We start from the raw sequence: 24,552 nt of genomic DNA, 5'->3' as shown, positions 1-24,552 counted from the left end.
GCGGCCTCCACACGGGGGCCGCTTTTTTTACAGCAGTTGACGGCATTTTCCCCGGGAATCGCCCTTCGCTGCAACATCACATCACTGATCCCTGCCGTTCATGCAGTTTTTGGCGGCCCAACCGGCACTTTTCGTTACATTTATCCTCAAACCCAACCAATCATGAAAAAAGGATTATTATTACCGGCTTTGCTCCTGCCGGCGTTCGTACATGCGCAAGACGCATATACCATTAAAGGCAAGATAGGTACCCACAGCGAACCTGTTAAAGCATACCTGATGTATGTGGCCGACGGCAAAAGAGTAACCGATTCAGCCGCGCTGAACAACGGCGAATTCACTTTCAGCGGCACCGTTAAAAGCCCGGCAAGCGCTACAATAGCGCTGAGCTACGGCCCGGGCACTCCCCGCCCAATTGCACAGAAATCCAGCGTGAGCGTTTACTTGGAAAAAGGCGAGATCCTGGTGCAGAGCAAAGACAGCATGCATAACGCCACCGTAAAAGGCGGCCCTAACAATGCGGACAACGCTGAGCTAAACACGCTGCTGAAGGACGTGAACGCACGCAACGGCGCGCTGATGGCCAAATACTACGGTGCTTCCCCTGACATGCAGAAAGATTCAACTTTTATGGCCGGCCTCATGGCTGAATCCAAACAGATCGAAGATGACCGCGAGGCCCTGCTGAAGCAGTTCCTGGCCAAACACACCAAAAGCTTTGTAGCACTCGATGTAGTGAAACAGCTCGCCGGCTCTACACCTGACTACGCAACTGTGTATCCCCAGTTCACCAAACTGAGTTCAGAAGTGCAGAACAGCGAAGCCGGGAAACAATACAACGACTATCTCAACAAAATAAAAGCAGTATCCATCGGCGCTACCGCTCCTGAGTTCGTGCAAAACGATCCTGAAGGCAAACCCGTTTCCCTCGCGTCTTTCCGCGGCAAATACGTGCTGATCGACTTCTGGGCAAGCTGGTGCGGTCCCTGCCGTGCTGAGAACCCGAACGTGGTGAAGGCTTACAATAATTACAAGGACAAGAACTTCACCATCCTGGGCGTATCCCTCGACCAGTCGAACGCCAAAGAAAAATGGCTGAAAGCGATCTCAGACGACAACCTCACCTGGACGCATGTATCAGACCTTGCATTCTGGGACAATGCCGTGGCCAAACAATACGCCATCCGCTCCATTCCCCAGAACTTCCTGATCGACCCCCAGGGCAAGATCATCGCGAAGAACCTGCGCGGGGAAGAGCTGGATAAAAAACTGTCGGAGTTGATCCACTAAACGATTGCCGTAACGCAGATAAAAGACTGTTTCAGGTACTGCCCCCAAAAAGCCGAATACTTTTTGGGGGCTTTTTTATTGATAAAGATCAATATCAATCCCCTTCCCCAGCATAAACTTCCTGAAGAAATCAAAATGCTGAAGGCATTCCTCATAGTCTTCCTGCATGAAGTTGCCCAGTAACTTATTCTCAGTGCTTAAACCGTTATATCTCGCTACATGACAATACTCGAATCCATGCCCGTTCCGTTAATGGCATTTTCCCTTTGAATCTCCTGGGATTACAATTGCTTTCAATATCCGAATGGGTTTGCCCGATCTTGATATTTTTCCTTTTTGCTAGCGCCTTTAAAAGATGCAGCGCCACATAGAACAGGATAGTGATCTTCCAATCAAAATACTGTGTGGAATATCGCTCGCATAAAATGGCATGCAGTTGCAAATTATGGTTTGCCTGGTTAATATGTGGTTCCATAGCTACTTATTTAAAAGTAAAAGGAACTACTTCCCGCCACGCCCTGACATTCGTTTTTAAACGCTGAGGCACAAACTGGAAAGACACATGAGGCTGACCCTTAAATTCTACCGTCTCAAGAATCTCGTAAAACTTAAATATCCTCTCCCGGCCCGCAGTACTATCTCTTTTGAGCACGACCAAATAAAACAGGTCAAAAGACCGGTCCTTATACTTGTAAATGCCTTCGATCCATTTTTGCTGATCGTTAAAAAAAGTCCTGACAAGATTTTCTGTCATGTTGAAGATTTCCTCGTCCGTCAGCTTGAGAACCGGCTGGCGGGGCATCGCCTTTTTCACAACAGCTTGGAATTTCCTGACTTCTTTTTCCAGCTGCGTCCCGGGGTTACAATTTTTCCGTTTTTCAGTCATTTTAAGCATGGCGCTTTCACAATGATTGGTTAATTAATGCAGGGGTTAAAGGTGTGCTGCAATGTAATCATTCTTCGAATGCACCAACGTTTTTTTGAAAATATTTTTTCTCCGGTCTTATCTAAAATATTTCTCTAAAGTTTTGTCTTCACCGTACACATCTTCATAAAACTGCAAACGCCCGTAGCGCATTTCCGCCGTAAAATAACGGATATAGATCGGCAGCCTGTTGGTCATGGAATACACGCGCTGCTCTTCTTTATCCAGCCAGGACCTCACGCTGTCGCGCATTTCAGGGCGCGGGTCGTTGCGGATCATATACATGGCCAGGCTGTCCCAGGCCTGTACGCGCACGCAGCCGTGGCTCAGCGCGCGGTTGTTGTTGCTGAAGAGCGTGCGGTTGTTGGTATCGTGCAGGTATACGCTGAATTTGTTGTGGAAGTTGAATTTGAGAATGCCCAATGAATTGTCCAGCCCGTCCATCTGCCGCAGCACATAAGGAAAATACTTGCGGCTCAGCTTGTTCCAGTCGATGGAATCGGGGCTTACCACGTTGCCGCGATGATCCACCACTTCAAGGTTCTTTTCCGCCAGGTAGTTCACATCCTTTTTGATCTGCGGCAGCATTTCCTTGAATACGATGCTATAGGGCACGCGCCAGTAAGGATACAGCACGAAGTTGGTCATTACCGAATTGAGGATAGGCGTGCGCGTGCGGGGAGTGCCTACGATCACGCGGCTCTCCACCACGTTAGCAGTGTCTTCCATCACGTTGAGGCGGAAGGCGGGGATGTTCACCAGCAGGTAACGCGCGGGCAGCGTATCGGGCAGCTTGCGCCAGCGGTCCAGGTTGATGGCGGCTTGCAGCATCCAGTCCTGCGGTTGTTTGTTAAGCGTTTGTATCGTGCGTTTGCCGGCAATGCCATCCGGGTAAATGTTGAATTCTCTCTGGAATTTCTTCACCGCGTTCTTCAGCATCACCGAATCTGTAATTACGAAGCCGGCGGAGTCGAGCTGTCCTGTGAGGATGAGCCTCGCGGCCAGCTGCTGTTTGAATTGAAGGGTATCGTAATATTGCTGTGGCAGGGTGTCCCAGCGCATATCGCCAAACTGCTGTTCGTATTGCTGAACGCCTTCTTTCAACGCGATGTAACCGGGATGCAGGGGCTCCTGCTGCCGGAGGGCTGCGGAAATATTGCCGTTCTGCAATGCCTGTTGCAGCAGGTCTGTAAGCACGGTGTCTGACAACAGGGAATCTTTCCGCAGCGTAACACTGTCTCTCGGGGCAACGCCATAATGCAGGTGATAAGCCATTTTAAAAAAAGCGTCGGTCAGCAGCACATCCATTTTGGCCCAGAGCGCGGCGTCTTTTTGCGCCTCCTTCCCGGCCCTGAATTGTTCGCGTGCGCCATTGAGCGCTTCAGCATGATAATGCGCCGGGTTCAGGCCGTAAATGCCCGCAGCGTTGATCCATTGCATCAGGCTGTCTGCCCCCGGGGCCGTCCTGCCGTTCTTCGACCATAAAGCCGTGCCCTGCTGCCGGTTGTAAGCATATTGCAGCGTGCTGAGGCGAAAAGCAGGCACGCTGTCTTCCATCATGCCATCATTCCCCGCAACATATTCCAGCCGCTCGCTGATCTGCGCCGGCACCACTTCATCCAGCTGGCGGATGGTCTTCACGATCTCCTGTTGCCTGGGCTTGCCTTTCTTCCTGCCGCAGGCGGTTACAGCTACGATTAACAACAATATCCAGGCGGTTTTGAAATAATTCATCCCTTTTCCCCACTGTTTTTACATGAGCTAATGTAGAATAAAAAGCAAACTCCGTGCTGCAATTAACGTGCTATTCACAAAAATAGTTTTGGGATTGCGGGGAATACATATTTTAAGTAATTTAAATACTACAGGAGCTGAATAATTGCGTAGTGGAAATACTACTTCAGGCTGGGGATTGGGACAGTCCGTGGTTAAAATTCCTTAACAATCTGATAAAACCGTCTTCTAAAACGTTTCATATTTTTTTCCAAATCTTGCGCCTTCGAAATAAAGTTAACAATATGAAACTACCTATTCTTACCCTGGCTGCCGCTTTATTCGCAACCGGCAGCTGCCTTGCACAGGTGAAAGGCTATGTTTACCTCGACGCCAACAGCAATGGAAAAATGGACAAAAAAGAAAAAGGCATTGCCGGCGTAGGCGTCAGCAATGGGCTGGAAGTGGTGCAGACAGACGATAAAGGTTTTTATACACTGCCCGCCGGGCAGGACCAGGTGATCTTCGCCATCAAGCCCTCCGGCTACCAGTTCCCGCTGGATTCCAGCAACCTTCCGAAAAATTACTTTCTTATCAAACCGCAGGGCGCACCGCAGGGTTTTAAATATAAAGGCGCCGCTCCCACCGGGCCTACGCCTGCGCTGGTGAATTTCGCGCTTCGCCAGCAAGCTGAAAATAACGATTTCCGCGTGCTCGTATTCGGCGACCCGCAACCCTATACCATGGAAGAGATCGAACATTTTGAAAAAGGCGTGGTGGCTGAAGTGGAAGGCATCAAAAATTTCGCGTTCGGCCTCAGCCTCGGCGATCTCGTGGGCGACAACCTCAACCTTCACCAGCCCTACATCCGGGCAGTAAAGAAAGTAGGCCTGCCCTGGTACAACGTAATGGGCAACCATGATATGAACTACGAAGCCAAAGCAGACAGTCTCAGCGACGAAACTTTCGAAGCCAACTTCGGTCCCGCGAATTATTCCTTCAATGTAGCCAACGCGCACTTTATTGTGCTGGACGATATCCTCTACCCCGACCCGCGCGACGGCAAAGGCTACTGGGGCGGTTTCAGGGAAGACCAATTGCAGTTCATCGAAAACGACCTGAAATTTGTGAGCAAAGACAAGCTTATCGTATTGTCGTTCCACATCCCGCTACTGAATGAAAACGGCCAGGCCTTCCGCCAGGCGGACCGCGACCGCTTGTTCAGCCTGCTGAAGGATTTCCCCAACACCCTGTCTCTCTCCGCCCACACACATCTGCAGCGCCAGAATTTCTACGGCAAACAAGATGGCTGGCTCCAGGAAAAACCGCATCATGAATACAACGCCGGCACCACTTCCGGCGACTGGTACTCCGGCCAGCTGAACGCACAGGGCGTTCCCGCCTCCACTATGCGCGACGGCACACCCAAAGGCTACGCTTTCCTCAACATATCCGGCAACCAATATACAATAGACTACAAAGTGGCCGGCCAGCCTGAAAACTACCAGATGGCCCTGTTTGCCCCGAAAGTGATCAAAAAGGACCAGAACAGTTCTTCCGCGATCTACGCCAACTTCTTTATGGGCGCCAAAGGCGATAAAGTGGAATATTCCGTGGATGGCGGAGCCTTCAAGCCCATGGATTACATTGAAGACTACGATCCCAATTACCTGGACATCCTCCACCTGTTTGACCATACCGAAAAAGTGCTGCCCGGCAGGCGTCCTTCCAACGCACAGGCCTGTACACACCTGTGGTCGGCAAAAGCGCCGTTTAAGCTGAGCGCCGGCAAACACACGGTAACTGTAAAAGCCACCGACCGTTATGGCAAAACGCATACACAGTCTATCGACTACACGATCGCAGAGTAAGTAAAGCAGCTATACAAAAACACACAGGCCGCCTGGTATTCCAGGCGGCCTGCTTTATTTTCGGATCGTCGGCTTAACGGTGAAGGGCCGGGCTGATGCGGAGGTACACCTGCGCGCTCAGCGGGTTCTTCCCGTAAATGCCATACAACGCTTTGTCTTCAACGTCAATGGTGCCCTGGGCGCCCACTGCCAGGTTCGTTTTCCAGACGGTGGCCAGCGTGCGGGCGTATCCTAACGTGAAGGCATGTACGCTGAATTTCGCTTCGCCCAGTTTGTCTTCGAGCTGCAGTTCATGCGTGCTTTTTTCCACGAATTCGTAGCGGCCGTAGATAGCGTTCTTTTGCAATTGCAGGTTGCTTTCCGCCAGGAATGAATGTTCCTTATGGCCATCGCTTTTGCTGTTGAGGCCCCATACGGCTGTTGAAGCTACGAAGCTGCCGGGTTTGCGCAGCAGGCCGGTATGGATGGCGGAAGCGGTGGTTCGGGTCACGTTCTCTCCAGGTTCCAGCGTTTCAGGACTGTGCACGAATGCCTGGGAGAACTGCAGGGCCCATTGTTTGGAAGGATTGTAGCTCAGGCGGTAGGCATAGCTGTCGAACAGCGGTTTGTCGAAGTCGTAACGGTTCTCATCCGGTTCGCGGCCTGTGAAGCTGGAGAATTCCGCCTTTACCTGTTTGTAACGAAAGCCCAGCGTACCCACGCCGAAGGTGATGTGCGTTGCATCCTGCCAGTGGTGGCCCAGCGGCGCATCGGGATTGTTCATAGCCGATACGCGGTGCATGAAAGCGGGCGCGCTGATAGACGGTTCGCCGGGATAGCCGAGGTAAGCGTATACATCCATGTCTTTATTGATGGCGTAAGTGTAGCCTACGCTCAACGCCGCAAAGAGATCGTGCGGGTGCTGGCGGTCTACCAGCGGCTTGCCTTTCCAGGTTTCCCCGCTCTGGAACAGCAACGGGTAACCGGCGCCGCCCATCACAGCCCGGTCGAAACTCAGCATGACCGTGGCATTCAGCAATCCTTTTTTACCCACGCGGTGGTTCATCATGCCCATGAACCAGTTGGGCGCATCCAGCTTGGCCGCGCCGCGGGAGCCTTTAGCGGTGAAGTCTGTAGAGGTATACCGCAGGAACACGTTGCCATGGAACATAAAGGAAGTTTTCCCTTTCTGCGCCATATACATGTACATCGGGCTGTTGTCAGGCAGCCAGCTGGTACCGGACCCGTTCCTGTTCATGGGAAGGTTCAGGGAATATGCGCTGGTCATATTGCTCATATCGTGCCCTTCATGCATATCATGCCCCTTGTGCGTGTCATGTCCTGCATGCATGGAAGTATCTTTTTTGGTAGGAACGGTGTCTTTTTTGGCGGGCATATGATGGTCGTGTTGCGCCTGCGCGCCGAAAGCCATTCCTATAAGCAGCAATAGTCCTGTTAAATGTTTCATGTGTTTGTCTTTTTCAATTGCCACATGGGGTCTGTACTGCGTCCAGAACTCATGTGTATTTATTTACAGCAATTCTTCTTTACAAATAACGACCGGACGAACCGGAGAATGTTCTTAATGATCTTAACCATGGTACCTGTCTTAATCTGTCACAAAGGTAGGGCCACATTAATTGCTGATTGTTACACAATTATGGTGATTCGTTATATGATTCAGGCCAGCGGGCTGATCAAAGTCATGTTGCCTGTTGAGACGGCTCATGCCCATAGTATATTTTCTACGGTAGATTCAGGAAACAATCCCACGCTCTATGAATGCAAACGACTTCCTTGAACTCTCCCACCCCGTGGCTATGCTATTGCTGGGCATCGCTTTCGGCCTGCTCGTAGTGATCATCATGCTGGCCTACACTATTCACAGCGCAATGGACGTTTACCGCGAACGTTACATGAAAAGCGTACTACTGGCCGCTCCTTTCGTTCCCGGTTTGCCGGATTATGCATTGTACATCATGATGTCTGTCATCATCACGGAAATCATAGTGATACTGGTGCTGCTGCAGGTACTGCGGTCGCTTACCGGGCTGCGCGTGCACAGCAAGGCATGGGCGGTTTCTTTCATCGTGGCGGGGCTGGCCGGCTATCTGTGGTCGTTCCAGCTCAGCCATGCAAAACCCGTTACAAAGCAGACGGAAAATGTTACCATGAAAGAACAGATCGACGAGAACAACGTGCCGGAATTAAATGATGAATCATCCCTGAAAGCGGGCAGGCTCACGTTCGTCAGCAAATGCGCCGTATGCCACGGCTCACAAGGCAAAGGCACGGTGGGACCCGACCTTACAGACAATACCTGGCTGCACGGCGGCAGTACAAAGGAAATATTCCATACTATCTGGAACGGCGTGCCGGAGAAAGGAATGAAACCCTGGAAAGGCTCACTGACAGGCAGGCAGGTGGCGGAGGTGGTAGCGTACATTCATTCCATAAATGGAAGCTGAGTGCTTTTCTTTTAAAATCCATTTGTACAAAAAAATTTTCCCGGAAGAAAATAAAAATACTGTACATTCACTTGCGTAAATAAAATGTTTGTGAACCTGCTTATACATGAATCCCTGATAATCCAGTTTTACATACGATCGTTAACCAATGAATGAGGCTTAAATGGCCTTGCTTAAGATGTTTTTTATTCACCCTAAATAACATTCCATGAAAAGACACATGAAGAAGCTATGCTTTGTAGCCCTGTTGACCCCGCTTGCCTTTGCAGCCTGTAAAAAAAATGAAAAGCCCGTCCCGGAAAGCACACCAGACGCCAGCGCAAGGCGGATCATTGAACAGGTATTCATTAAAAACGATTCCGCGGTATACATTCCCCTGAAACCCGGTGACAGTGTGCGCCAATGGCCCGCTCACAAACTGGCCGTGGGCAAGCCCGATCCCGGTTCGATGGCCGTATGCCAGCCGGCCTTTTCCATTATTTCACAAACAGGTTCAAATGTCACGATCCAAGCTACCGTTTGCTTCAGTGTTATGAACCCCAGTTACACGGACTGGTACCTCAATGATGGTACTACCCGCGTAGCATACCTCGGCACAACCGGTTCAGGGGTATTGACCTTCCCTCCATTTTCAGCCTGGCTGACCTGCGGTAAATCCTATGCGCTTGAAGCAGCATATCATTACACGGATGCAGCCGGCATTCCGAGAATCGGCATCAACTACAGCCTCTGGTACTGGACCGCAGGTGTAGTGCAGGTAGCAGGGCTCGGCGTTGTGGACGACGGCGCGGATGTTAAGATCACGGACATCAACGGCAATGGTGTTCCTGACCTCGTGCTGATGACCTACGACGATGCGCCTGGTGCCAATAGTTTCAAGTACAAATTCTTAAGGGATGTAAGCACCAATGGCACCACTGCAGATATTACCTCCGTGGTAACTGTTACGGGATTGGGCGTAGACGGCGCAGGTGCAGGCGTTGTTGTGGAAGATATCAATGGCAACGGCATCAAGGACATGATCATCATGGCATATGACGATCCTTCCGGCGCCAACACCTTCCGCTACAGGGTAGGTCTGGACCTGAACGCCAACGGCGAGCCTGCTGCCGGCTGGCCCGCCAATTACCATACCGTTACCGGCCTCGGCGATCTTGCAAACGGAGCAGGAATCGCCATGTGGGATATAGACCAGAACGGCGTGAAAGACATCATCCTGATGGCATACGTCGATCCTTCGGGAGCAAACATATTCAGGTATAAGATCGGCTACAATCCCAATGCCGCGGGGTATACCGCCAACTGGAGCGGCTATGTGTCGGTGCCGGGCGTTGGAGATCATGGGCATGGCGCTGGTTTTGATGTAAGGGATATAGACGGCAACGGCTACCCTGAATTTTTCTTCCTGGCTTATGACGACGCGCCGGGAGAAAATTCATTCAGGTACCGTGTGGTACATAATGTGAATACATCAGGTAACGGCGTAGCCAATGCGAATTATATCACTTACCGCGGTGTTGGGGAAGACGGATATGGAGCCGGCATTGCCCTCGGCGACCTGAATGCGGACGGCAACCTTGATATGATATTGATGGCGGATGACAATACGCCCGGCAACGTGGCAAATACTTTCCGCTACCGCATCGGGTACAATCTCCCGGCATCCGCCAATGGGATAACCCCGTACAACTTCTGGTGCGGATATTAAAGCCAGACAGGCTTATTCTCCGCTAATAAAAAAAAGGGACCGGGCTCACACGAATGAGCCCGGTCTTTTATATTTGCCCAAAACTGACTTTCGTCAGTGACCAGCATCACCGGCCGGCTTGACTATACTCATCGCCCGCCACAGCAGCCGGGTGTACTTTTAGGGCATGATCTCAGCAACCAGCGATACCCGGCAACAATGTATCCATTGCGGGGAGCCGTGTACCGGTGAAACAAAGTTCTGCTGCAACGGCTGCAAAATGGTATACGAACTGTTAGCCGAAAATGGCCTTTGCCAGTATTATGCCCTGAATGAAAAGCCAGGTATGGCACAGACGGCGCCGGCAAGGAAAGACAAGTTCGCATTCCTGGACGATGAGCGTACGCAGCAACAACTGCTGCAATTCCGCGACGAAGCGCTTACGCATGTTGTTTTTTTAATCCCGGCCATCCATTGCAGCTCCTGCCTCTGGCTGCTGGAAAACCTCCACCGGCTGGACCCCGGCGTGCAACAGGTGCAGGTCAATTTCACCAAAAAAGAAGCGAAAATAATTTACCGGCATACCGCCACCTCCATGCGGAAAGTGGCCGAAACCCTTACTGCTATTGGGTATGAACCGTACATCAGCTTACAGGACCTGAAGAAACCCGCCAAACCTTCCAACCGGCAACTCGTTTATCAACTGGGCGTAGCAGGCTTCTGCTTCGCCAATATCATGCTGCTCAGCTTCCCGGAATATTTCTCCCGCCCGGGACATATGGAAGGCGGCATGTCTGTTATTTTCCGTTACCTCAATCTCGCATTATCCCTTCCGGTGGTGTTTTACAGCGCCCAGGCCTTTTACCTGCCCGCATGGAAAGGCCTACGGCACGGCTTCCTCAATATCGACACGCCGATCGTGCTGGCCATATTTGTCACTTTTATACGCAGCCTTGCCGATGTGCTCAGCGGCGCCGGCAGCGGGTATTTCGACAGCATGACGGGCATCGTGCTCTTTATGCTCATTGGCAGGCTGCTGCAGGAAAAAACCTACCAGGGGCTTACATTCGACAGGGATTATACTGCTTACTTCCCCATAGCCATTACCGTTATAAAGAACGACACCGAAATACCCACCCGCCTGCCTGAGGTAAGGAACGGCGATTCCCTTTTAATACATCACGAAGAACTGGTGCCGGCAGACGGCATCCTCGTGCGGGGCAAAGCTTTGATAGACTACAGCTTTGTAACCGGGGAATCGGCTCCCGTACTGAAACAGACCGGTGAGATCATCTATGCCGGCGGGCGGCAGCTGGAAGGCAATATGGAGTTGCTGGTGATCAAAGAAGTGGCGCAGAGCTACCTGACCAGTCTCTGGAACCGCGACGACCTGCGGGAGGAACAGCGGCCAAAAGCGTCATTCATTCATTTGCTGGGCCAGTATTTCAGCTGGGTGGTATTGACCATTGCAGCCATTACCGCGCTCTACTGGGGCATATACGATTCTTCAAAGATATGGCCTTCCGTAACGGCCATTCTCATCATTGCCTGCCCCTGCGCGTTGCTGCTGGCGGCATCCTTCACCAACGGCCACATCCTCCGCATTCTCAGCCGCCACCGGCTGTACCTGCGCAATGCGCAGGCCATCGAAGGCCTGGCGGGCACTACCCATATTGTATTCGACAAAACGGGAACGCTCACCGGCAAACAAAGCGCCGTTACCGAATGGCACGGGCGTGCGCTCAGCTCTTCTGAAAAAAACGCTATCGCCGCCGTGACTGCGGCATCGCAGCATCCGCTCAGTATCCAGGTAAGGCAGTATTGCGGCAAGCCCGCAACGCACACCATCAGGAGGTTCTCCGAACAGCCGGGCATGGGGCTGCAGGGCTGGGTCAACCAGATGCACATACAGCTCGGAAGCACAACCTACACCGGCGCGAAAGAACCGGGTCCCGTCAGCAGCAGCATCGTGCAAGTCAATATCAACGGCGACCATGCAGGGTACTTCCTCATCCGCCATACCTACCGGAACGGCATCGAACAGATGCTGAAAACGTTGCAGAAAAACTATCGCCTTTCACTCATCTCCGGCGACCAGCCCGGCGAAGCCGGCAATCTCCGTAAAATGATGGGCAGGGACGCCGTGCTCAAATTCAGGCAGCAGGCGCATGACAAGCTCGATTACATCCTGCAGCTGCGCAAACAGGGCGAACAGGTGCTCATGATCGGCGACGGGCTGAATGATGCGGGCGCGCTGAAACAAAGCAATACCGGTATTTCGCTGGCAGAGAACAGCAACAACTTCACGCCTGCCAGCAACGGCATCCTTGAAGCCGCGCAGTTGCACAAGCTCCCGGCGTTCATCCGTCTCTGCAAGGTCAATAAACGGATCATCCTGTTCAGCTTCGTATACAGCACAGCTTATAATATCACAGGTTTGTTCTTTGCCGTACAAGGCCGCCTGTCGCCGCTTACAGCCGCCATACTCATGCCTGCCAGTTCAATCAGCATCATCCTGCTCACCTATGCGCTGAGCGAATGGGCGGGCAGGAAGCTGTTGCGTTGATGACGATCACTCCGCGTAGTGATTGCCGTCATAAACCCGCGGTTCCGTGCAAAGTAATTTTACACTATCGATCAAAACGACCTTCCATGAACGTGATTATCCTCCTGCTGGGCGCCAGCCTTGCCGTGGCGTTGTTCTTTCTCGCCAGCTTCATCTGGTCTGTGAAAGACGGGCAATATGAAGATGATTTTTCTCCGGCCCACCGCATTTTGTTTGAAGAAGAAACCGATAAAGAATAAACAAAGCAATATGTCCCTCGAAAAATTTTCTTACGACAACCGTACCGTGAAATGGTTTGCTTACGCCACCATGTTCTGGGGCCTCATTGGGATGCTGGCCGGGCTGTGGGCGGCCATTGCGCTGGTACGCCCCGAAATGAACCTCGGGTATGCCCCGGTGACCTTCGGCAGGCTGCGGCCTGTGCATACCAATGCCGTGATCTTCGCCTTTGTAGGCAACGGCATTTTCATGGGCGTGTACTATTCACTGCAACGCCTTTGTAAGGCCCGCATGTACAGCGACCTGCTGAGCAAGATACATTTCTGGGGCTGGCAGGCCATCATCGCCGGGGGCGCGCTCACCCTGTTCATGGGCTACACCACCGGGAAGGAATATGCGGAGCTGGAATGGCCTTTCGATATTGCCATCACGCTTATCTGGCTGGTATTCGGCGCCAACATGCTGGGCACTATCCTGAAACGGCGCGTGGCGCATCTCTATGTGGCCATCTGGTTCTATATCGGCACCTGGGTGGCCGTAGCGATGCTGCATATCATCAACTCCTTCGAAATGCCGCTGTCCCTGTTCAAAAGCTACTCCTGGTACGCCGGCGTGCAGGATGCGCTGGTACAGTGGTGGTACGGGCACAATGCAGTGGCGTTCTTCCTCACTACGCCTTACCTGGGACTGATGTATTACTTTGTGCCCAAAGCCGCCAACCGCCCGGTATATTCCTACCGCTGGTCTATTATCCACTTCTGGTCGCTCATTTTCATCTATATCTGGGCAGGGCCTCACCACCTGCTGTATACCGCGCTGCCCGAATGGGCGCAAAGCCTCGGCACCGTATTCTCTATCATGCTGATCGCGCCTTCATGGGGCGGTATGCTCAACGGCCTGCTTACCCTGCGCGGTGCATGGGACCGGGTGCGGGAAGACGCCATCCTGAAATTTTTCGTGGTCGCGCTCACCTGCTACGGCATGGCCACTTTCGAAGGGCCCATGCTTAGTTTAAAGAACGTAAACGCCATCAGCCACTATACAGACTGGACCATCGCGCACGTACATGTTGGCGCGCTGGGCTGGAACGGCTTCCTAACTTTCGGGATACTGTACTGGATGATACCGCGCATCTTCTCCACCACGCTGTATTCCAGGAAATGGGCCAACACGCACTTCTGGATAGGCACGCTGGGTATCGTCTTTTATGCGATCCCCCTTTATTGGGCTGCGTTTACGCAGAGCATGATGTGGAAGCAGTTCACCGAAGACGGCACGCTGCGTTTCCAGTTCCTCGAAACAGTGACCTCCATTGTGCCGATGTATGCGCTGCGCGCGTTAGGTGGATTATTATATGTGAGCGGTCTTATACTGATGATCGTCAACATCGTGAAAACCGTACGCCGCGGCTCTTTCGTAGCCAATGAAGCCGCAGAGGCCGCGCCGCTGGTAAAGACCGCCGCCGCTTACGGCACTGCCCACTGGCATAACTGGATAGAACGCAGGCCGGTGCAGATGGTAATACTCAGCCTGGTCGTAGTGGGCATTGGCGGCATATTTGAAATGGTGCCTACTTTCCTCGTCAAAAGCAATATCCCCACCATCAGCAGCGTGAAGCCCTACACCCCGCTGGAGCTTCACGGCCGCGATGTATATATCCGCGAAGGCTGCTATACCTGCCATTCGCAGATGGTGCGCCCTTTCCGCGATGAAGTGGCCCGCTACGGCGACTATTCCAAAGCCGGCGAATTCATCTACGACCACCCCTTCCAATGGGGCTCCAAGAGAACCGGCCCCGACCTGGCCCGCCTCGGCGGCAAATACCCGGACAGCTGGCATTACAACCACATGCTCGACCCAACGTCTATGAGCCCGGGCTCCATCATGCCATCCTATCCCTGGCTGTTCGACAACAATATCGACAATGCCAAAACCCCGGCGATGATCAACGTAATGCGTAAGCTGGGCGTGCCTTACCCCGAAGGATATGAACTGCAGGCAAAGGCCGACCTCGAGGACCAGGCCACGCAGATCGCGAATAACCTGAAAAAGGATAAACTGGACATACCGGCGAACCGCGAGATCGTTGCCCTGATCGCTTATATGCAAAGGCTGGGGAAAGACATTAAAGTAACCGCCGATAAAAACTAAAACGTATGAAATTCATCAATTACCTGAAATCGATAGACGATGTGAGCATCTACCCCATGGTCTCGCTCATCATTTTCTCCGTCTTCTTCCTGCTGGCGGCCTGGTGGGCCTTCCGGGCAGACCGGAAGATGATGGACCATATCAGCGGCCTGCCATTAGACGATAACGATTCACTTAAAAAACAGTAGGATATGAGATCTATACTGACCTGCATGATACTCCTTTCATCCCTTACAGCTTTTTCACAAAGCGCGCCGGGCAGCGGTTACGGCGAGCTAAGCCATCCTGTTGCGCTGTTATTGCTTGCCGTGGCCGCCGGGCTGCTGCTCGCCATTATCACCCTTGGTTATACGGTGCTGTCCGCTACGGACATCTACCGTGAAAGAATGAAAAAAATACCCCTCATACTGTTGCTGCTGGCAGCTTCGCAAACCGCCAGCGCCAAATCGGCCGGCATCGTGGCCGGCCTGTCTGACGAGGTGTTTTACATGCTGCTCTCCGTCATTGCACTGGAGCTGCTGGTACTGCTTTTCCTGCTGCAGGCCCTCCGTGTGCTCACCGGCATTTCGCGCAAACGCAAGCCGAAAGTGAAGGCAGCGGCCAAACCGCGCATCAGCTGGATGGAAAAGCTCAACCGCACGCGCAGCGTGGATGCCGCCGCAGAGGCGGAAGCCGATATGGGCCATGATTACGACGGCATACGCGAGCTGAACAATCCTACCCCGCCGTGGTGGAGATGGGGATTCTATTTCAGCATGGTGTTCGCCGTGGTGTACATCTGGCGCTACCACGTTACCCACGCCGCTCCCCTGCAGCTGGAGGAGCTGGACATTGCCAACCGTAAAGCCGCCGTGGCAAAAGAAGAATACCTGAAAAACGCCGCCAATAATATCGACGAGCATTCCGTAACGCTCATCACCGACGCGGCAGAACTGGAAGCAGCGCGCAAGGTCTTCACCGCCAGCTGCGCCGCCTGCCACGGCCCGGAAGGACAAGGACTGGTAGGACCCAACCTCACAGACCCTTACTGGTTGCATGGCGGGAAAGTGAACGAGATATTCTCCACCATCAAATACGGCGTGCCCGACAAAGGCATGAAATCCTGGAAAGACGACCTCTCGCCCAAACAGATCGCGCAGCTGGCAGGGTTTATCCGCTCGCTGCAAGGCACTACGCCCGCCAATCCTAAAGCAGCAGAAGGACAGAAAGAATAAAGAAAATGAAAGAAGAAGAGGAAAAATACCGTGACAGCCTGGCCACCGTCAACGAACGGGGGAAGCGGAACTGGATCTATGCAAAGCAGCCTGCGGGCAGGTTCTACAACGCAAGGACCATTGTGAGCATCTGTTGTTTTTTATTGTTTTTCAGCCTGCCGTTCATCCACATCAACGGCAGGCCCCTGTTCCTTTTTAATGTGGTGGATGGAAGGTTTATCCTCTTCGGCGCAGTGTTCTGGCCGCAGGATTTTTTCATTTTCGGGCTGGTGATGGTTACGTTCATCCTGTTCATCGTATTGTTCACCATGGCGTTCGGCCGGCTGTTCTGCGGATGGGTGTGCCCGCAAACTATTTTCATGGAAATGCTTTTCAGGCGCATAGAATACATGATAGAAGGAACAGCCGCCGCACAAAAGGTGCTTAACCGAGGCCCATGGACCACTGAAAAGGTGATGAAAAAAACGCTTAAGCACAGCGTCTTCTTCCTCCTCTCCTTTTGCATTGCCAATACTTTTCTTGCTTACATTATCGGTACAGCGGAGCTGTGGAAGATCGTTACCGAACCGCTGTCTGCCCATGCCGGCGGGTTTGCGGCGATCATGGTCTTTTCTTTCGTGTTCTATGCCGTGTTCGCTTTTTTCCGCGAACAGGTATGCACCGTGGTATGCCCATACGGCAGGCTGCAAAGTGTGCTGCTTGACAAAGATTCCGTGGTGGTGGCGTATGATCACCTGCGCGGTGAACCAAGGGGCAAGTTCCACAAAAAGGAAACAGAAAAAAAAGAGTGCAGTTGCACGGATTGCGGGAACTGTAGCAAGATCCTGCAGCCTCCACCGGGCGACTGCATAGACTGCCTGCAATGCGTACAGGTTTGCCCCACCGGGATAGACATCCGCAACGGCACACAGCTGGAATGCATCAACTGCACCGCCTGCATGGACGCCTGCGATTTTATGATGGAAAAGACCGGCCGCCTCAAAGGCCTGATCCGCTATACATCAGAGAACGGGATAACGGAGAAGAAAAAACTGCATTTCACGCCCCGGCTGAAAACCTATACCGTCATCCTCCTGCTGCTCACCACAGCCATCACCGTGATGCTGGCCAGCCGGAAGCCCGCAGGGGCCACGATCATACGCACAGCGGGCATGCTTTACCAGGAGCGGGGGAAAGATAGCGTCAGCAACCTCTATCGCATCAAGCTTGTCAACAAGACCACGGCAGATATGCCGGTTACCTTGCAGCTGGAAGGCATAGAAGGAAGAATAGAACTGATCGGCCGGCCATATATCCGCATCAAAGCGGAAGGCCAGGGAGAAGGAACATTTTTTATCGTATTGCCGCGGAAGGCCGTCAACAAAAGAAAATCCACCTTAAAAATAGGGCTGTATGAAGGCAATCAGCAAGTGCTTCGTATGCGCACCACATTTCTCGGACCTGTAAACTAAATGCTATGAACTGGGGACATTCCATCATTGTCGTATTTATCCTATTTGCCGCCGGCATTGTGACGCTCGTTACCAAAAGCATGCAAACCCGCATAGACATGGTAACGCCCGATTACTATGCGGAAGAGCTGAAATTCCAGCAGGTGATTGATGGGCAGCGCAATGTAGGCAGACTTTCTGAACCGGTATCCGTTTGCCAGCAGGGCAACCTAGTTCTCATTACATTCCCGGAAGAGCTGCGGAACATCCCGGTGAAAGGACAGGCGCATTTCTACCGCCCTTCCGATTCCCGCTACGATATCACAACGCCGATCACGATCGATGCTGAAGGGAAACTGGTGGTACCCGGGGAGCAACTGCAAAAAGGAAATTACCAAGTCAAACTTCAATGGGAACAAGGCGGCGCCTCCTATTTCCAGGAAACGCAAATCTTTATACAATGAACATCGTATTACCAGCCGTCATCCTCGGCTTCCTCGGAAGTTTCCACTGCATCGGCATGTGCGGCCCCATTGCGCTTACGCTGCCCGTGCAGCAGTTCAAAGGCGCCAGGAAATTATCCGGGATCCTTTTATACAACACCGGGCGGGTTACCGCTTATATGCTGATGGGCACGCTGTTCGGCTGGATAGGCCGCCAGTTCTATATCGGCGGCTTGCAGCAATGGCTGTCCGTTTCGCTGGGCGTGCTGCTGCTGGGTACTTTGTTCTTTCAACGTTACCTGCCCGCGCCGGGGATGGCCTTCGTCCGTGCTCAGTTAGGAAAGTTATTGTCCCGCCCGCGTTTCAGCACGTTATATGCGATTGGTTTCCTTAACGGCTTCCTGCCCTGCGGACTGGTATACATGGCTATTGCCGGCGCGCTGGCGGCGGGGAGTATTGTGGACGGCGCATTGTTCATGGCGGCGTTCGGCGCGGGCACGCTTCCCGCTATGATGGCCGTAACCTGGTTCAGCCAGCTCATCAGCATGCCTGTCAGGCACCGCATAAGACAGGCCATTCCGCTGGTGGTCGGGGTGATGGCCATGCTGCTGATACTGCGCGGCATGAACCTCGGCATTCCTTACATCAGCCCGGTGATGACGCCGGAGCAGCCACAGCAAACGCATCAGCATTGTCATTAAAAAATCGCTACATGAAACTTCTTGAAAAATATGATACGGCCGCGCCGCGGTATACCAGTTATCCCACCGTTCCTTACTGGAATACGGTTGGTTTCATCAAAGAAGAATGGGCATCCCGCTTCCAGGCGGCCTTTACCACTGCCAACAGCGCAACTGGTATCGCGTTGTATATTCATCTTCCTTTTTGCGAACAGCTTTGCACTTACTGCGGCTGCAACAAATACATCACGAAGAACCACGGCTACGAAGCGCCCTATATCGATACGCTGCTAAAGGAATGGGCGCTCTACCGGCAGCTGTTCAGCGAAACGCCGCGCATCCGGGAACTGCACCTCGGCGGCGGAACGCCTACATTTTTCAGTGCCGCCAATCTCCGCCGCCTGCTGGAACAAATCTTTTCCACCGCCACCCTCCTGCCCGATGCAGACCTTAGCTTCGAAGGCCACCCTAACAATACGACGGAAGAGCACCTGCAAACGCTCCACTATCTTGGTTTCCGGCGGATGAGCCTTGGCATACAGGACTTAAACCCGGAGATACAAACCATCATCCACCGCATCCAGCCTTTCGAAAACGTGGAAAGGGCGGTAACAACGGCCCGGCAAACCGGCTACCAGTCCGTAAACTTCGACCTGATCTACGGCCTGCCTCTGCAAACCACCGCATCTATTCAAAACACCATCAGCCAGGTAATGCAGCTGCGGCCGGACCGCATTTCATTCTATGGCTACGCCCATGTTCCCTGGATCAAAGGCAACGGCCAGCGCCTCTTCTCCGAAAAAGACCTGCCGCAGGGAGCAGACAAGCTCGCTTTGTATCAAACGGGAAGGTCGTTGCTGGAGCAATATGGTTATACCGAGATCGGCATGGATCATTTCGCCCTGCCGGGCGATCCCTTGTACCAGGCGTGGCAGCAGGGCCGCCTGCACCGCAATTTTATGGGCTACACCGTTTCACATACCGGTATGCTCGTAGGCCTCGGCGTATCCGCCATCAGCGACGGCCAGTCTGTTTATACACAAAATGAAAAGACATTGGCTGCTTACCAGGAATCCGTCCAGGCGGGAAAATTACCCATAGCCAAAGGGCATTTGCTCAGCAGCGAAGACCTGCTGCTGCGCAAACATATCCGGGACCTGATGTGCAGCTTCCGCACCGGCTGGGACAAAAAAGATGTTCAGTGCGCAGCCGTCATGGAATGCCTTCAGCGGCTGCAGGAGCCCGAGAAGGACGGGCTGGTAGCGGTGCTGCGGAATGGCGTGGAAGTGACCGAAAAAGGAAGGCCATACATACGTAACATATGTATGGCCTTTGATGCACAGCTCTGGCGGAATACCCCGCAGGCAAAGCTTTTCAGCAGCGCTATCTGATCAGATGTGATCCAGCGGCTTGCGTTTATCGTCTTTCAGCTGCTTGAAATGGCTGGGCGTGAGCCCTGTCACTTTTTTGAATTGCCCGGAGAGATGCGCCACGCTGCTGTATCCCAGCTTGTAAGCGATCTCGCTCAGCGTTAGTTCGCCATATACCAGCAGTTCCTTCACCCGTTCTATTTTCTGCTGAATGATATATTGCTCGATCGTAGTGTTCTCTGTTTCGGAAAACAGCTTGCTCAGCTGGTGATAATCCTTTTGCAGCTTCTGCGCCAGCAGCGTGGAGAAGTTTTCATTCAGCTCGTCCAGCTCGCCGTAGTGCACGGTTTCCACCACGAAGTTCTTGATGGCTTCCACGACCTGGTGCCGGCGGTCGTCCAGCAAAGTGAACCCTTCTTCTTTCAGCGCTTCGGCAATGCTTTCCATCTGCGAAGCATCGGGGGCCTTTTTCAGCAAAGCCTTTCCCAGGCTCACATCCAGCACTTCCTGGCCCTGGTGCTCCAGCACGTAGCGCACCATTTTAATACAGCGGGGGCAAACCATGTTCTTGATATGTAATTCTGCCTTACTCATATTATTGCTGCTTTCTGATGTTGTAAAAATTGAACTCATAACGCAGTAAAAAACTGCGGTCCATCACGCGGTCCATATTACCGTACAGCTGCCAGCGGTAACCGAAGTCCACGCGGGAGTTGCTGTTGATGATGAGCTGCACGGCCGGCGCCGCGTCCACATAATAATTGCGGCGGTATTGGTCCAGGTTGCTTTTGCCGAGGAATTCCACGTACAGGTTCACGTTCGTCTGTTTGTAGTTCTTATACTTGCGCGGGAACAGCAGGTAGCCGGCGGAAAGACTGTAATTCAGCGCATTTTTCGAAAAGAAAAGCGGCATTTCGTCTTTCGTGTTCCGCATATACCGGTCGTAGGCCACGGTGCCTGAAAGCGCCAGCTTATGCAGCAGCTGCGTGGCAATGATGCCGCCGCTGACGCCGGATGAGCTGCCGTCCAGGTCCAGCTCTTCGTTGTTGTAAGGTTTCGCGGCATGATCATGGTCGCGCATGGGCGGCATGTACGGGTTATTGATCAGCGCCCCTTTCACGAAAGCGGCCATCCTGAAATGGGATTGCACATCGTCCAGGGAAATGAACCGGTACTTCGCGTACACGCTGGCGCCTTCAAACTCGAACTGCTTCTGCATCATGTTGGAGAAATAAGTGCTGGCATGCAGCATCAGCTTCTTGGAGAAGCCGAACATCACTTCCGGCTGCAGGCGGTAGCCTTTGTAATCCACATGGTCCATCGGGAAGAGCTTGCTGGTAACCCGCACGCCCAGCGAATTGACGGCCATGTTGCTGGCCGGTTCCGTATACACGTACAGTTCCTGCGCCTGCGCAGCGGCAGCCGCACCCGTAAAGGCGAAGAACAAAAATAATTGCTTCAGCATAGAACGGGGCTTAAATGGTGACGTGATATACTCTTTTGCCCGCGGTTTTCGCGCCGGGCTGGCAGCATTCAGCCATAGTGCCGGTAGCGTAACAGGTCATTTTGGTCTGTGCGCTGTATTTCTTGTACACTTTGGAAGTCACGAAATCCTTGTCGATAACGGTCACTTCTTTTTCGCCCTGCAATACCTGCGGCTTTACGTTCATAAAATGCAGCGTTTGCCCGGCAAAGGGTATATGCGTATCATTTTCCACCTTCACCTGGTCGAAATTGGCAGTTACTTTCAGGGTGGCAACGGAGAAACCTGCGCCTTCCACTTTCTGCCTGATCTGGTCCAGGTTCACGGCGGTGTTGGGTTTGAAGTGGAGGATGAAGGTGGTGGTGTTCAGGTCGGTATCGATCTTATCCACGAAAGGCAATGTTTTCAAGGCTTTCTGGGTGGCGTTGGAACACATGGCGCAGGTGAGGCCTGCTGCCTGCAAGGCGGCCTTTTTATATTGTGCTGAAGCGGTCAACTGTGCACCGATGAATGCAATAGCTATGAGGATTGTTTTCATGATCTTGATTTTTCGGGCTGAATGCCCGGTAACATAATACGTGCGGAATACACGCACGGTTGTACGGTCCGGAAAAAAGCGGCCGGGATCAGATCAGGAAAATGCAGTGTTGCTTGTAAAGGGGAAGCGCCGGTATGAGGGGCGGCGCGTGAACGGGAGCCCAGGCTTTGAGCACCGGGGTGTTGAAAACGGGCTGGAGCCATACAGGCTGAACAGCCACCGGCAGGGCCACCCATGGTTCGGTGATGCCTGCAAAGGCTTTGGCGGCCTGGTGCGAATCGTCCATTTTGAAGAACTTCGCCTCGTCTTTGCAGCAATCGCCTTTCAGGGGCATGCCGCATTTGGGGCAGGGTTCATCGGAGGTATCATGCAGGCCTATGGAAGCCAGCTCGCCCATACAATAATGCGCATTGACACTAAACCCGCTGGTAATCAGCGTGTAAAGTATAGCAAAACATATGGTGAGCATTTTCTTCACGCTACAAATTTAAGGTATTCCGGCTGAAATAGCACAGCTGTTAGTTCACGAACCACCAGCGGATGCCTACCCGTACCGCAAAGTCGTTGCTGGGGTACAGCGGGGCGTTGAAATTATAGTTCCATACAAAAGAATTCAGGTTCTCGCCGCGCACATAGGCTGTGAAGGATTTGATCCTGAAATGCACGAAAGCGGCCACATCGGGCATGTTGCTGAACTGCTGGAGGTTCTGGTATACAAACTGACCAACCACCGGGGAATAATCATCCGCGTAATACGGCGTGTTGTATTTCCCTTCCAGCCCGGTATACAGGTTCAGGTTTTTAAACAGGCGGGCGGTGTAGGCCATGCGCAGCCTGGCCCAGAAGGCGGGCAGCTGCACGGGCGCGTCTCCCGCGATCTGCTGGAAGGCGGCGTCCGCGTCGAAAGTGAAGCTCTTCACGTCCAGGCGCTTGTAAACCACGAGCTGCAGCAGGTTGAACAGGCCGGTGAACTGGTCGCTTTCCGTAAAACTTTTAAAATAAGTGTATTTGTTGAAGAGGTAATAATTCGCCGTCACATTATATTTCAGCTTCTTATTGTCTGCTTTGACCTGTATCTGCGTAATGTTCTCCTTGTCCAGGTTATTGTTCTGCCACGGCGCGCGCAAATTGCTGCCGAAATAGCGGTATACATAAGAGGGCTCTTTATTCACGTTCATGGCCATTACGCTCACGTTGCCGAGGGTTTCGTTGAGGAAGCGGCTGAGGCGGCCCATTACCGCATAATCTCCCGCATTTTCACCGATCACGTAAAAATTGCCTTTGGCCTGGAGATCCCAGCGCTGGTTGCGGGTCTTGTTGCGGTATTCACCATGCGCCATGAAGTTCATGAACGATTCATTCTGGGCCTGGAATTGCCCGGCAATGGTTTCCAGCGTGCCTCCCAGCTTGATGAAGTGCGCGGTGTTGCCGCGAACGGGGAATTGCATGACGGATATATCGTTGCTCATCATGCGCCAGCGGTGGCGGGTATATACGCTGTCGTTGCCGCCCTTGGGTATCCTGAAACCGTAATGATCGGCGTACCAGAGCGAATCCGGTGATGCGTCGATGAAGCGGTAGGTATTTTCGGTATAATTGAAAGTGTGCTCTACCCTGAACAGCGGGTCGAATTTATAGATGTCCGTTGTATCGTTGATGTGGATGGAGTCGCCCTTGCCCCAGTCGTATTGCTGGCGCAGCAGGATGCCTGCTTCCTGGTAGGCGTTCTTGGTGTTGATGGAAGTATTGAAAAAGCTGCTGCTCTGCGCGCTGGCGCTGCCCAGGTTGGTGGGAATGAGGCGCAGCTGGGTGAATTCGGAATTCTCGAGGTCCGCCGGGTTCTGTATCCCCCCGTTCTCGCCGCCGTTCAGCTTATTGAGATAATAGCTCACGAAAAGGTGATACCGTTTGTTCTGGCTGTTGTAATTGGCCGTCACGCGGTAATTGTCGTGGTTGGTGCTCTGGTTCCGGTAAAAGCCGGGGGAGTTGATCTTGCGGTAAGCAAAGGAGAAGTTGAACTTCTCTCCCCTGTTCTGCGTGTGCATCAGGTTGATCATCTGCTCCTGCTTGGCGCCGATGAGGTAGCCCAGTTCGGAATAAGGCCGGTTGGTATTATAAAAGCGGGCATTCGTGTGATTGAAGCTGTATATGTCGAACGCGTGAAAACCGGGATCGAAGCCGGGGATCATGCGCGGGGTGAGCAGCAGGTTGCGGGCGGCGTTGCCATTGTTGCCGAGCGTCAGGTAGGAAGCGGGTATGCCCAGGTAATTGAGCTGGAAGTCTGAGATGGTGGAATCCAGCATAAAATCCGTAGGCTCGTCCAGGTAGCGGAAGCGGAGCGTGAGGGTATCGGGCTCATGGTCGTGTTTGGTGGTATCGCGCTGCATAGACGCGTTGCCGCCGCCACCGCCGCGGCCCGGGAGGCGGTTGGTATTGAATTGCGCCCGGAGGGCTGAGCCGGAGCATACCAGCAGTAAAAAAACGATAGTGAAATGCCTCATCCTGATGATTCGTGTGGGATCCCC

The 24,552-nt window shown here is 52.9% G+C and carries 22 protein-coding genes; 13 read left to right on the top strand and 9 right to left on the bottom strand.

Features of this window, described 5'->3' with window-relative positions:
• Positions 1-162 precede the first annotated feature (162 nt).
• The gene (locus R3I13_RS20055; protein WP_346319756.1) at positions 163-1,290 is read left to right on the top strand and encodes a TlpA disulfide reductase family protein; all 1,128 of its coding nucleotides are present in this window, start codon (positions 163-165) and stop codon (positions 1,288-1,290) included.
• A 205-nt stretch (positions 1,291-1,495) separates the two neighbouring features.
• Here the strand turns inward: R3I13_RS20055 and R3I13_RS20050 are convergent, their stop codons facing one another.
• The 3 genes from R3I13_RS20050 to R3I13_RS20040 all read right to left on the bottom strand — a co-directional run bounded on the left by R3I13_RS20050 (position 1,496) and on the right by R3I13_RS20040 (position 3,949).
• Positions 1,496-1,765, bottom strand: a complete 270-nt coding sequence (locus R3I13_RS20050) for a hypothetical protein (protein WP_346319755.1) — start codon at positions 1,763-1,765, stop codon at positions 1,496-1,498.
• A gap of 6 nt (positions 1,766-1,771) precedes the next feature.
• Positions 1,772-2,185 carry a hypothetical protein gene (locus R3I13_RS20045; protein ID WP_346319754.1) on the bottom strand — a complete coding sequence of 138 codons (414 nt, stop codon included), beginning with the start codon at positions 2,183-2,185 and terminating at the stop codon, positions 1,772-1,774.
• Between the two features lie 108 nt (positions 2,186-2,293).
• Positions 2,294-3,949 (bottom strand): L,D-transpeptidase family protein, encoded by a 1,656-nt coding sequence (locus R3I13_RS20040; RefSeq protein ID WP_346319753.1) that lies wholly within the window; start codon positions 3,947-3,949, stop codon positions 2,294-2,296.
• Positions 3,950-4,233: 284 nt separating this feature from the next.
• Here R3I13_RS20040 and R3I13_RS20035 point away from each other — a divergent pair, with 284 nt between their 5' ends.
• Positions 4,234-5,799, top strand: coding sequence for a calcineurin-like phosphoesterase family protein (locus R3I13_RS20035; protein WP_346319752.1), 1,566 nt, complete (start codon positions 4,234-4,236; stop codon positions 5,797-5,799).
• Positions 5,800-5,872: 73 nt separating this feature from the next.
• Here R3I13_RS20035 and R3I13_RS20030 read toward each other — a convergent pair whose 3' ends face one another.
• Positions 5,873-7,246 (bottom strand): hypothetical protein, encoded by a 1,374-nt coding sequence (locus R3I13_RS20030; protein ID WP_346319751.1) that lies wholly within the window; start codon positions 7,244-7,246, stop codon positions 5,873-5,875.
• Positions 7,247-7,556: 310 nt separating this feature from the next.
• Here R3I13_RS20030 and R3I13_RS20025 point away from each other — a divergent pair, with 310 nt between their 5' ends.
• From R3I13_RS20025 to hemN, 11 genes are all read left to right on the top strand, one after another.
• Positions 7,557-8,246, top strand: a complete 690-nt coding sequence (locus R3I13_RS20025) for a c-type cytochrome (protein WP_346319750.1) — start codon at positions 7,557-7,559, stop codon at positions 8,244-8,246.
• 208 nt (positions 8,247-8,454) lie between these two features.
• A complete protein-coding gene (locus R3I13_RS20020) occupies positions 8,455-9,954 on the top strand; it encodes a hypothetical protein (RefSeq protein ID WP_346319749.1) in 1,500 nt (499 codons plus the stop codon).
• A 166-nt stretch (positions 9,955-10,120) separates the two neighbouring features.
• Complete coding sequence (locus tag R3I13_RS20015; protein WP_346319748.1) at positions 10,121-12,499, top strand: heavy metal translocating P-type ATPase metal-binding domain-containing protein; 2,379 nt, start codon at positions 10,121-10,123, stop codon at positions 12,497-12,499.
• Between the two features lie 86 nt (positions 12,500-12,585).
• Entirely contained in the window at positions 12,586-12,738 is a 153-nt protein-coding gene (ccoS, locus tag R3I13_RS20010) for a cbb3-type cytochrome oxidase assembly protein CcoS (protein ID WP_346319747.1), read from the top strand.
• Positions 12,739-12,748: 10 nt separating this feature from the next.
• Positions 12,749-14,869 carry a cytochrome-c oxidase, cbb3-type subunit I gene (gene ccoN, locus R3I13_RS20005; protein ID WP_346319746.1) on the top strand — a complete coding sequence of 707 codons (2,121 nt, stop codon included), beginning with the start codon at positions 12,749-12,751 and terminating at the stop codon, positions 14,867-14,869.
• A 5-nt stretch (positions 14,870-14,874) separates the two neighbouring features.
• Positions 14,875-15,057, top strand: coding sequence for a CcoQ/FixQ family Cbb3-type cytochrome c oxidase assembly chaperone (locus R3I13_RS20000; protein WP_346319745.1), 183 nt, complete (start codon positions 14,875-14,877; stop codon positions 15,055-15,057).
• Positions 15,058-15,060: 3 nt separating this feature from the next.
• A complete protein-coding gene (locus R3I13_RS19995) occupies positions 15,061-16,083 on the top strand; it encodes a cbb3-type cytochrome c oxidase N-terminal domain-containing protein (RefSeq protein ID WP_346319744.1) in 1,023 nt (340 codons plus the stop codon).
• Between the two features lie 5 nt (positions 16,084-16,088).
• Positions 16,089-17,534, top strand: a complete 1,446-nt coding sequence (gene ccoG, locus R3I13_RS19990; protein ID WP_346319743.1) for a cytochrome c oxidase accessory protein CcoG — start codon at positions 16,089-16,091, stop codon at positions 17,532-17,534.
• A gap of 5 nt (positions 17,535-17,539) precedes the next feature.
• Positions 17,540-17,977, top strand: a complete 438-nt coding sequence (locus R3I13_RS19985; protein ID WP_346319742.1) for a FixH family protein — start codon at positions 17,540-17,542, stop codon at positions 17,975-17,977.
• Complete coding sequence (locus R3I13_RS19980) at positions 17,974-18,657, top strand: sulfite exporter TauE/SafE family protein (protein WP_346319741.1); 684 nt, start codon at positions 17,974-17,976, stop codon at positions 18,655-18,657. Before R3I13_RS19985 ends, R3I13_RS19980 begins: the two co-directional genes overlap by 4 nt.
• Before the next feature lie 11 nt (positions 18,658-18,668).
• On the top strand, positions 18,669-20,027 hold the full coding sequence (hemN, locus tag R3I13_RS19975) for an oxygen-independent coproporphyrinogen III oxidase (protein WP_346319740.1): 1,359 nt from the start codon (positions 18,669-18,671) through the stop codon (positions 20,025-20,027).
• On the opposite strand, the gene R3I13_RS19970 is transcribed toward hemN, so the two are convergent.
• The 5 genes from R3I13_RS19970 to R3I13_RS19950 form a co-directional block, all read right to left on the bottom strand.
• On the bottom strand, positions 20,028-20,600 hold the full coding sequence (locus tag R3I13_RS19970) for an AraC family transcriptional regulator (protein ID WP_346319739.1): 573 nt from the start codon (positions 20,598-20,600) through the stop codon (positions 20,028-20,030).
• Position 20,601: 1 nt separating this feature from the next.
• Positions 20,602-21,471, bottom strand: a complete 870-nt coding sequence (locus tag R3I13_RS19965; RefSeq protein ID WP_346319738.1) for a hypothetical protein — start codon at positions 21,469-21,471, stop codon at positions 20,602-20,604.
• Positions 21,472-21,481: 10 nt separating this feature from the next.
• Positions 21,482-22,027: a heavy metal-associated domain-containing protein gene (locus tag R3I13_RS19960; RefSeq protein ID WP_346319737.1), complete on the bottom strand. Its 546-nt coding sequence runs from the start codon at positions 22,025-22,027 to the stop codon at positions 21,482-21,484.
• 88 nt (positions 22,028-22,115) lie between these two features.
• A complete protein-coding gene (locus tag R3I13_RS19955) occupies positions 22,116-22,505 on the bottom strand; it encodes a hypothetical protein (protein ID WP_346319736.1) in 390 nt (129 codons plus the stop codon).
• 40 nt (positions 22,506-22,545) lie between these two features.
• On the bottom strand, positions 22,546-24,528 hold the full coding sequence (locus tag R3I13_RS19950; RefSeq protein WP_346319735.1) for a putative porin: 1,983 nt from the start codon (positions 24,526-24,528) through the stop codon (positions 22,546-22,548).
• Positions 24,529-24,552: the final 24 nt, after the last annotated feature.

It is taken from the genome of Chitinophaga sp. YIM B06452 (assembly GCF_039655965.1).
In the GTDB taxonomy this organism is placed as follows: domain Bacteria; phylum Bacteroidota; class Bacteroidia; order Chitinophagales; family Chitinophagaceae; genus Chitinophaga.
This window is presented reverse-complemented; position numbering and strand designations above follow the sequence as displayed.

Coding starts and splice junctions, on each gene's coding strand:
- ccoS (WP_346319747.1), top strand. CDS start 12,586: ATGAACGTGATTATCCTCCTGCTGGGCGCCAGCCTTGCCGTGGCGTTG.
- R3I13_RS19995 (WP_346319744.1), top strand. CDS start 15,061: ATGAGATCTATACTGACCTGCATGATACTCCTTTCATCCCTTACAGCT.
- R3I13_RS20035 (WP_346319752.1), top strand. CDS start 4,234: ATGAAACTACCTATTCTTACCCTGGCTGCCGCTTTATTCGCAACCGGC.
- R3I13_RS20040 (WP_346319753.1), bottom strand. CDS start 3,949: ATGAATTATTTCAAAACCGCCTGGATATTGTTGTTAATCGTAGCTGTA.
- R3I13_RS20025 (WP_346319750.1), top strand. CDS start 7,557: ATGAATGCAAACGACTTCCTTGAACTCTCCCACCCCGTGGCTATGCTA.
- R3I13_RS20020 (WP_346319749.1), top strand. CDS start 8,455: ATGAAAAGACACATGAAGAAGCTATGCTTTGTAGCCCTGTTGACCCCG.
- ccoG (WP_346319743.1), top strand. CDS start 16,089: ATGAAAGAAGAAGAGGAAAAATACCGTGACAGCCTGGCCACCGTCAAC.
- R3I13_RS20015 (WP_346319748.1), top strand. CDS start 10,121: ATGATCTCAGCAACCAGCGATACCCGGCAACAATGTATCCATTGCGGG.
- hemN (WP_346319740.1), top strand. CDS start 18,669: ATGAAACTTCTTGAAAAATATGATACGGCCGCGCCGCGGTATACCAGT.
- R3I13_RS19970 (WP_346319739.1), bottom strand. CDS start 20,600: ATGAGTAAGGCAGAATTACATATCAAGAACATGGTTTGCCCCCGCTGT.
- R3I13_RS19950 (WP_346319735.1), bottom strand. CDS start 24,528: ATGAGGCATTTCACTATCGTTTTTTTACTGCTGGTATGCTCCGGCTCA.
- R3I13_RS20045 (WP_346319754.1), bottom strand. CDS start 2,185: ATGCTTAAAATGACTGAAAAACGGAAAAATTGTAACCCCGGGACGCAG.
- R3I13_RS20030 (WP_346319751.1), bottom strand. CDS start 7,246: ATGAAACATTTAACAGGACTATTGCTGCTTATAGGAATGGCTTTCGGC.
- R3I13_RS19985 (WP_346319742.1), top strand. CDS start 17,540: ATGAACTGGGGACATTCCATCATTGTCGTATTTATCCTATTTGCCGCC.
- R3I13_RS19980 (WP_346319741.1), top strand. CDS start 17,974: ATGAACATCGTATTACCAGCCGTCATCCTCGGCTTCCTCGGAAGTTTC.
- ccoN (WP_346319746.1), top strand. CDS start 12,749: ATGTCCCTCGAAAAATTTTCTTACGACAACCGTACCGTGAAATGGTTT.
- R3I13_RS20000 (WP_346319745.1), top strand. CDS start 14,875: ATGAAATTCATCAATTACCTGAAATCGATAGACGATGTGAGCATCTAC.
- R3I13_RS20055 (WP_346319756.1), top strand. CDS start 163: ATGAAAAAAGGATTATTATTACCGGCTTTGCTCCTGCCGGCGTTCGTA.
- R3I13_RS20050 (WP_346319755.1), bottom strand. CDS start 1,765: ATGGAACCACATATTAACCAGGCAAACCATAATTTGCAACTGCATGCC.
- R3I13_RS19960 (WP_346319737.1), bottom strand. CDS start 22,027: ATGAAAACAATCCTCATAGCTATTGCATTCATCGGTGCACAGTTGACC.
- R3I13_RS19965 (WP_346319738.1), bottom strand. CDS start 21,471: ATGCTGAAGCAATTATTTTTGTTCTTCGCCTTTACGGGTGCGGCTGCC.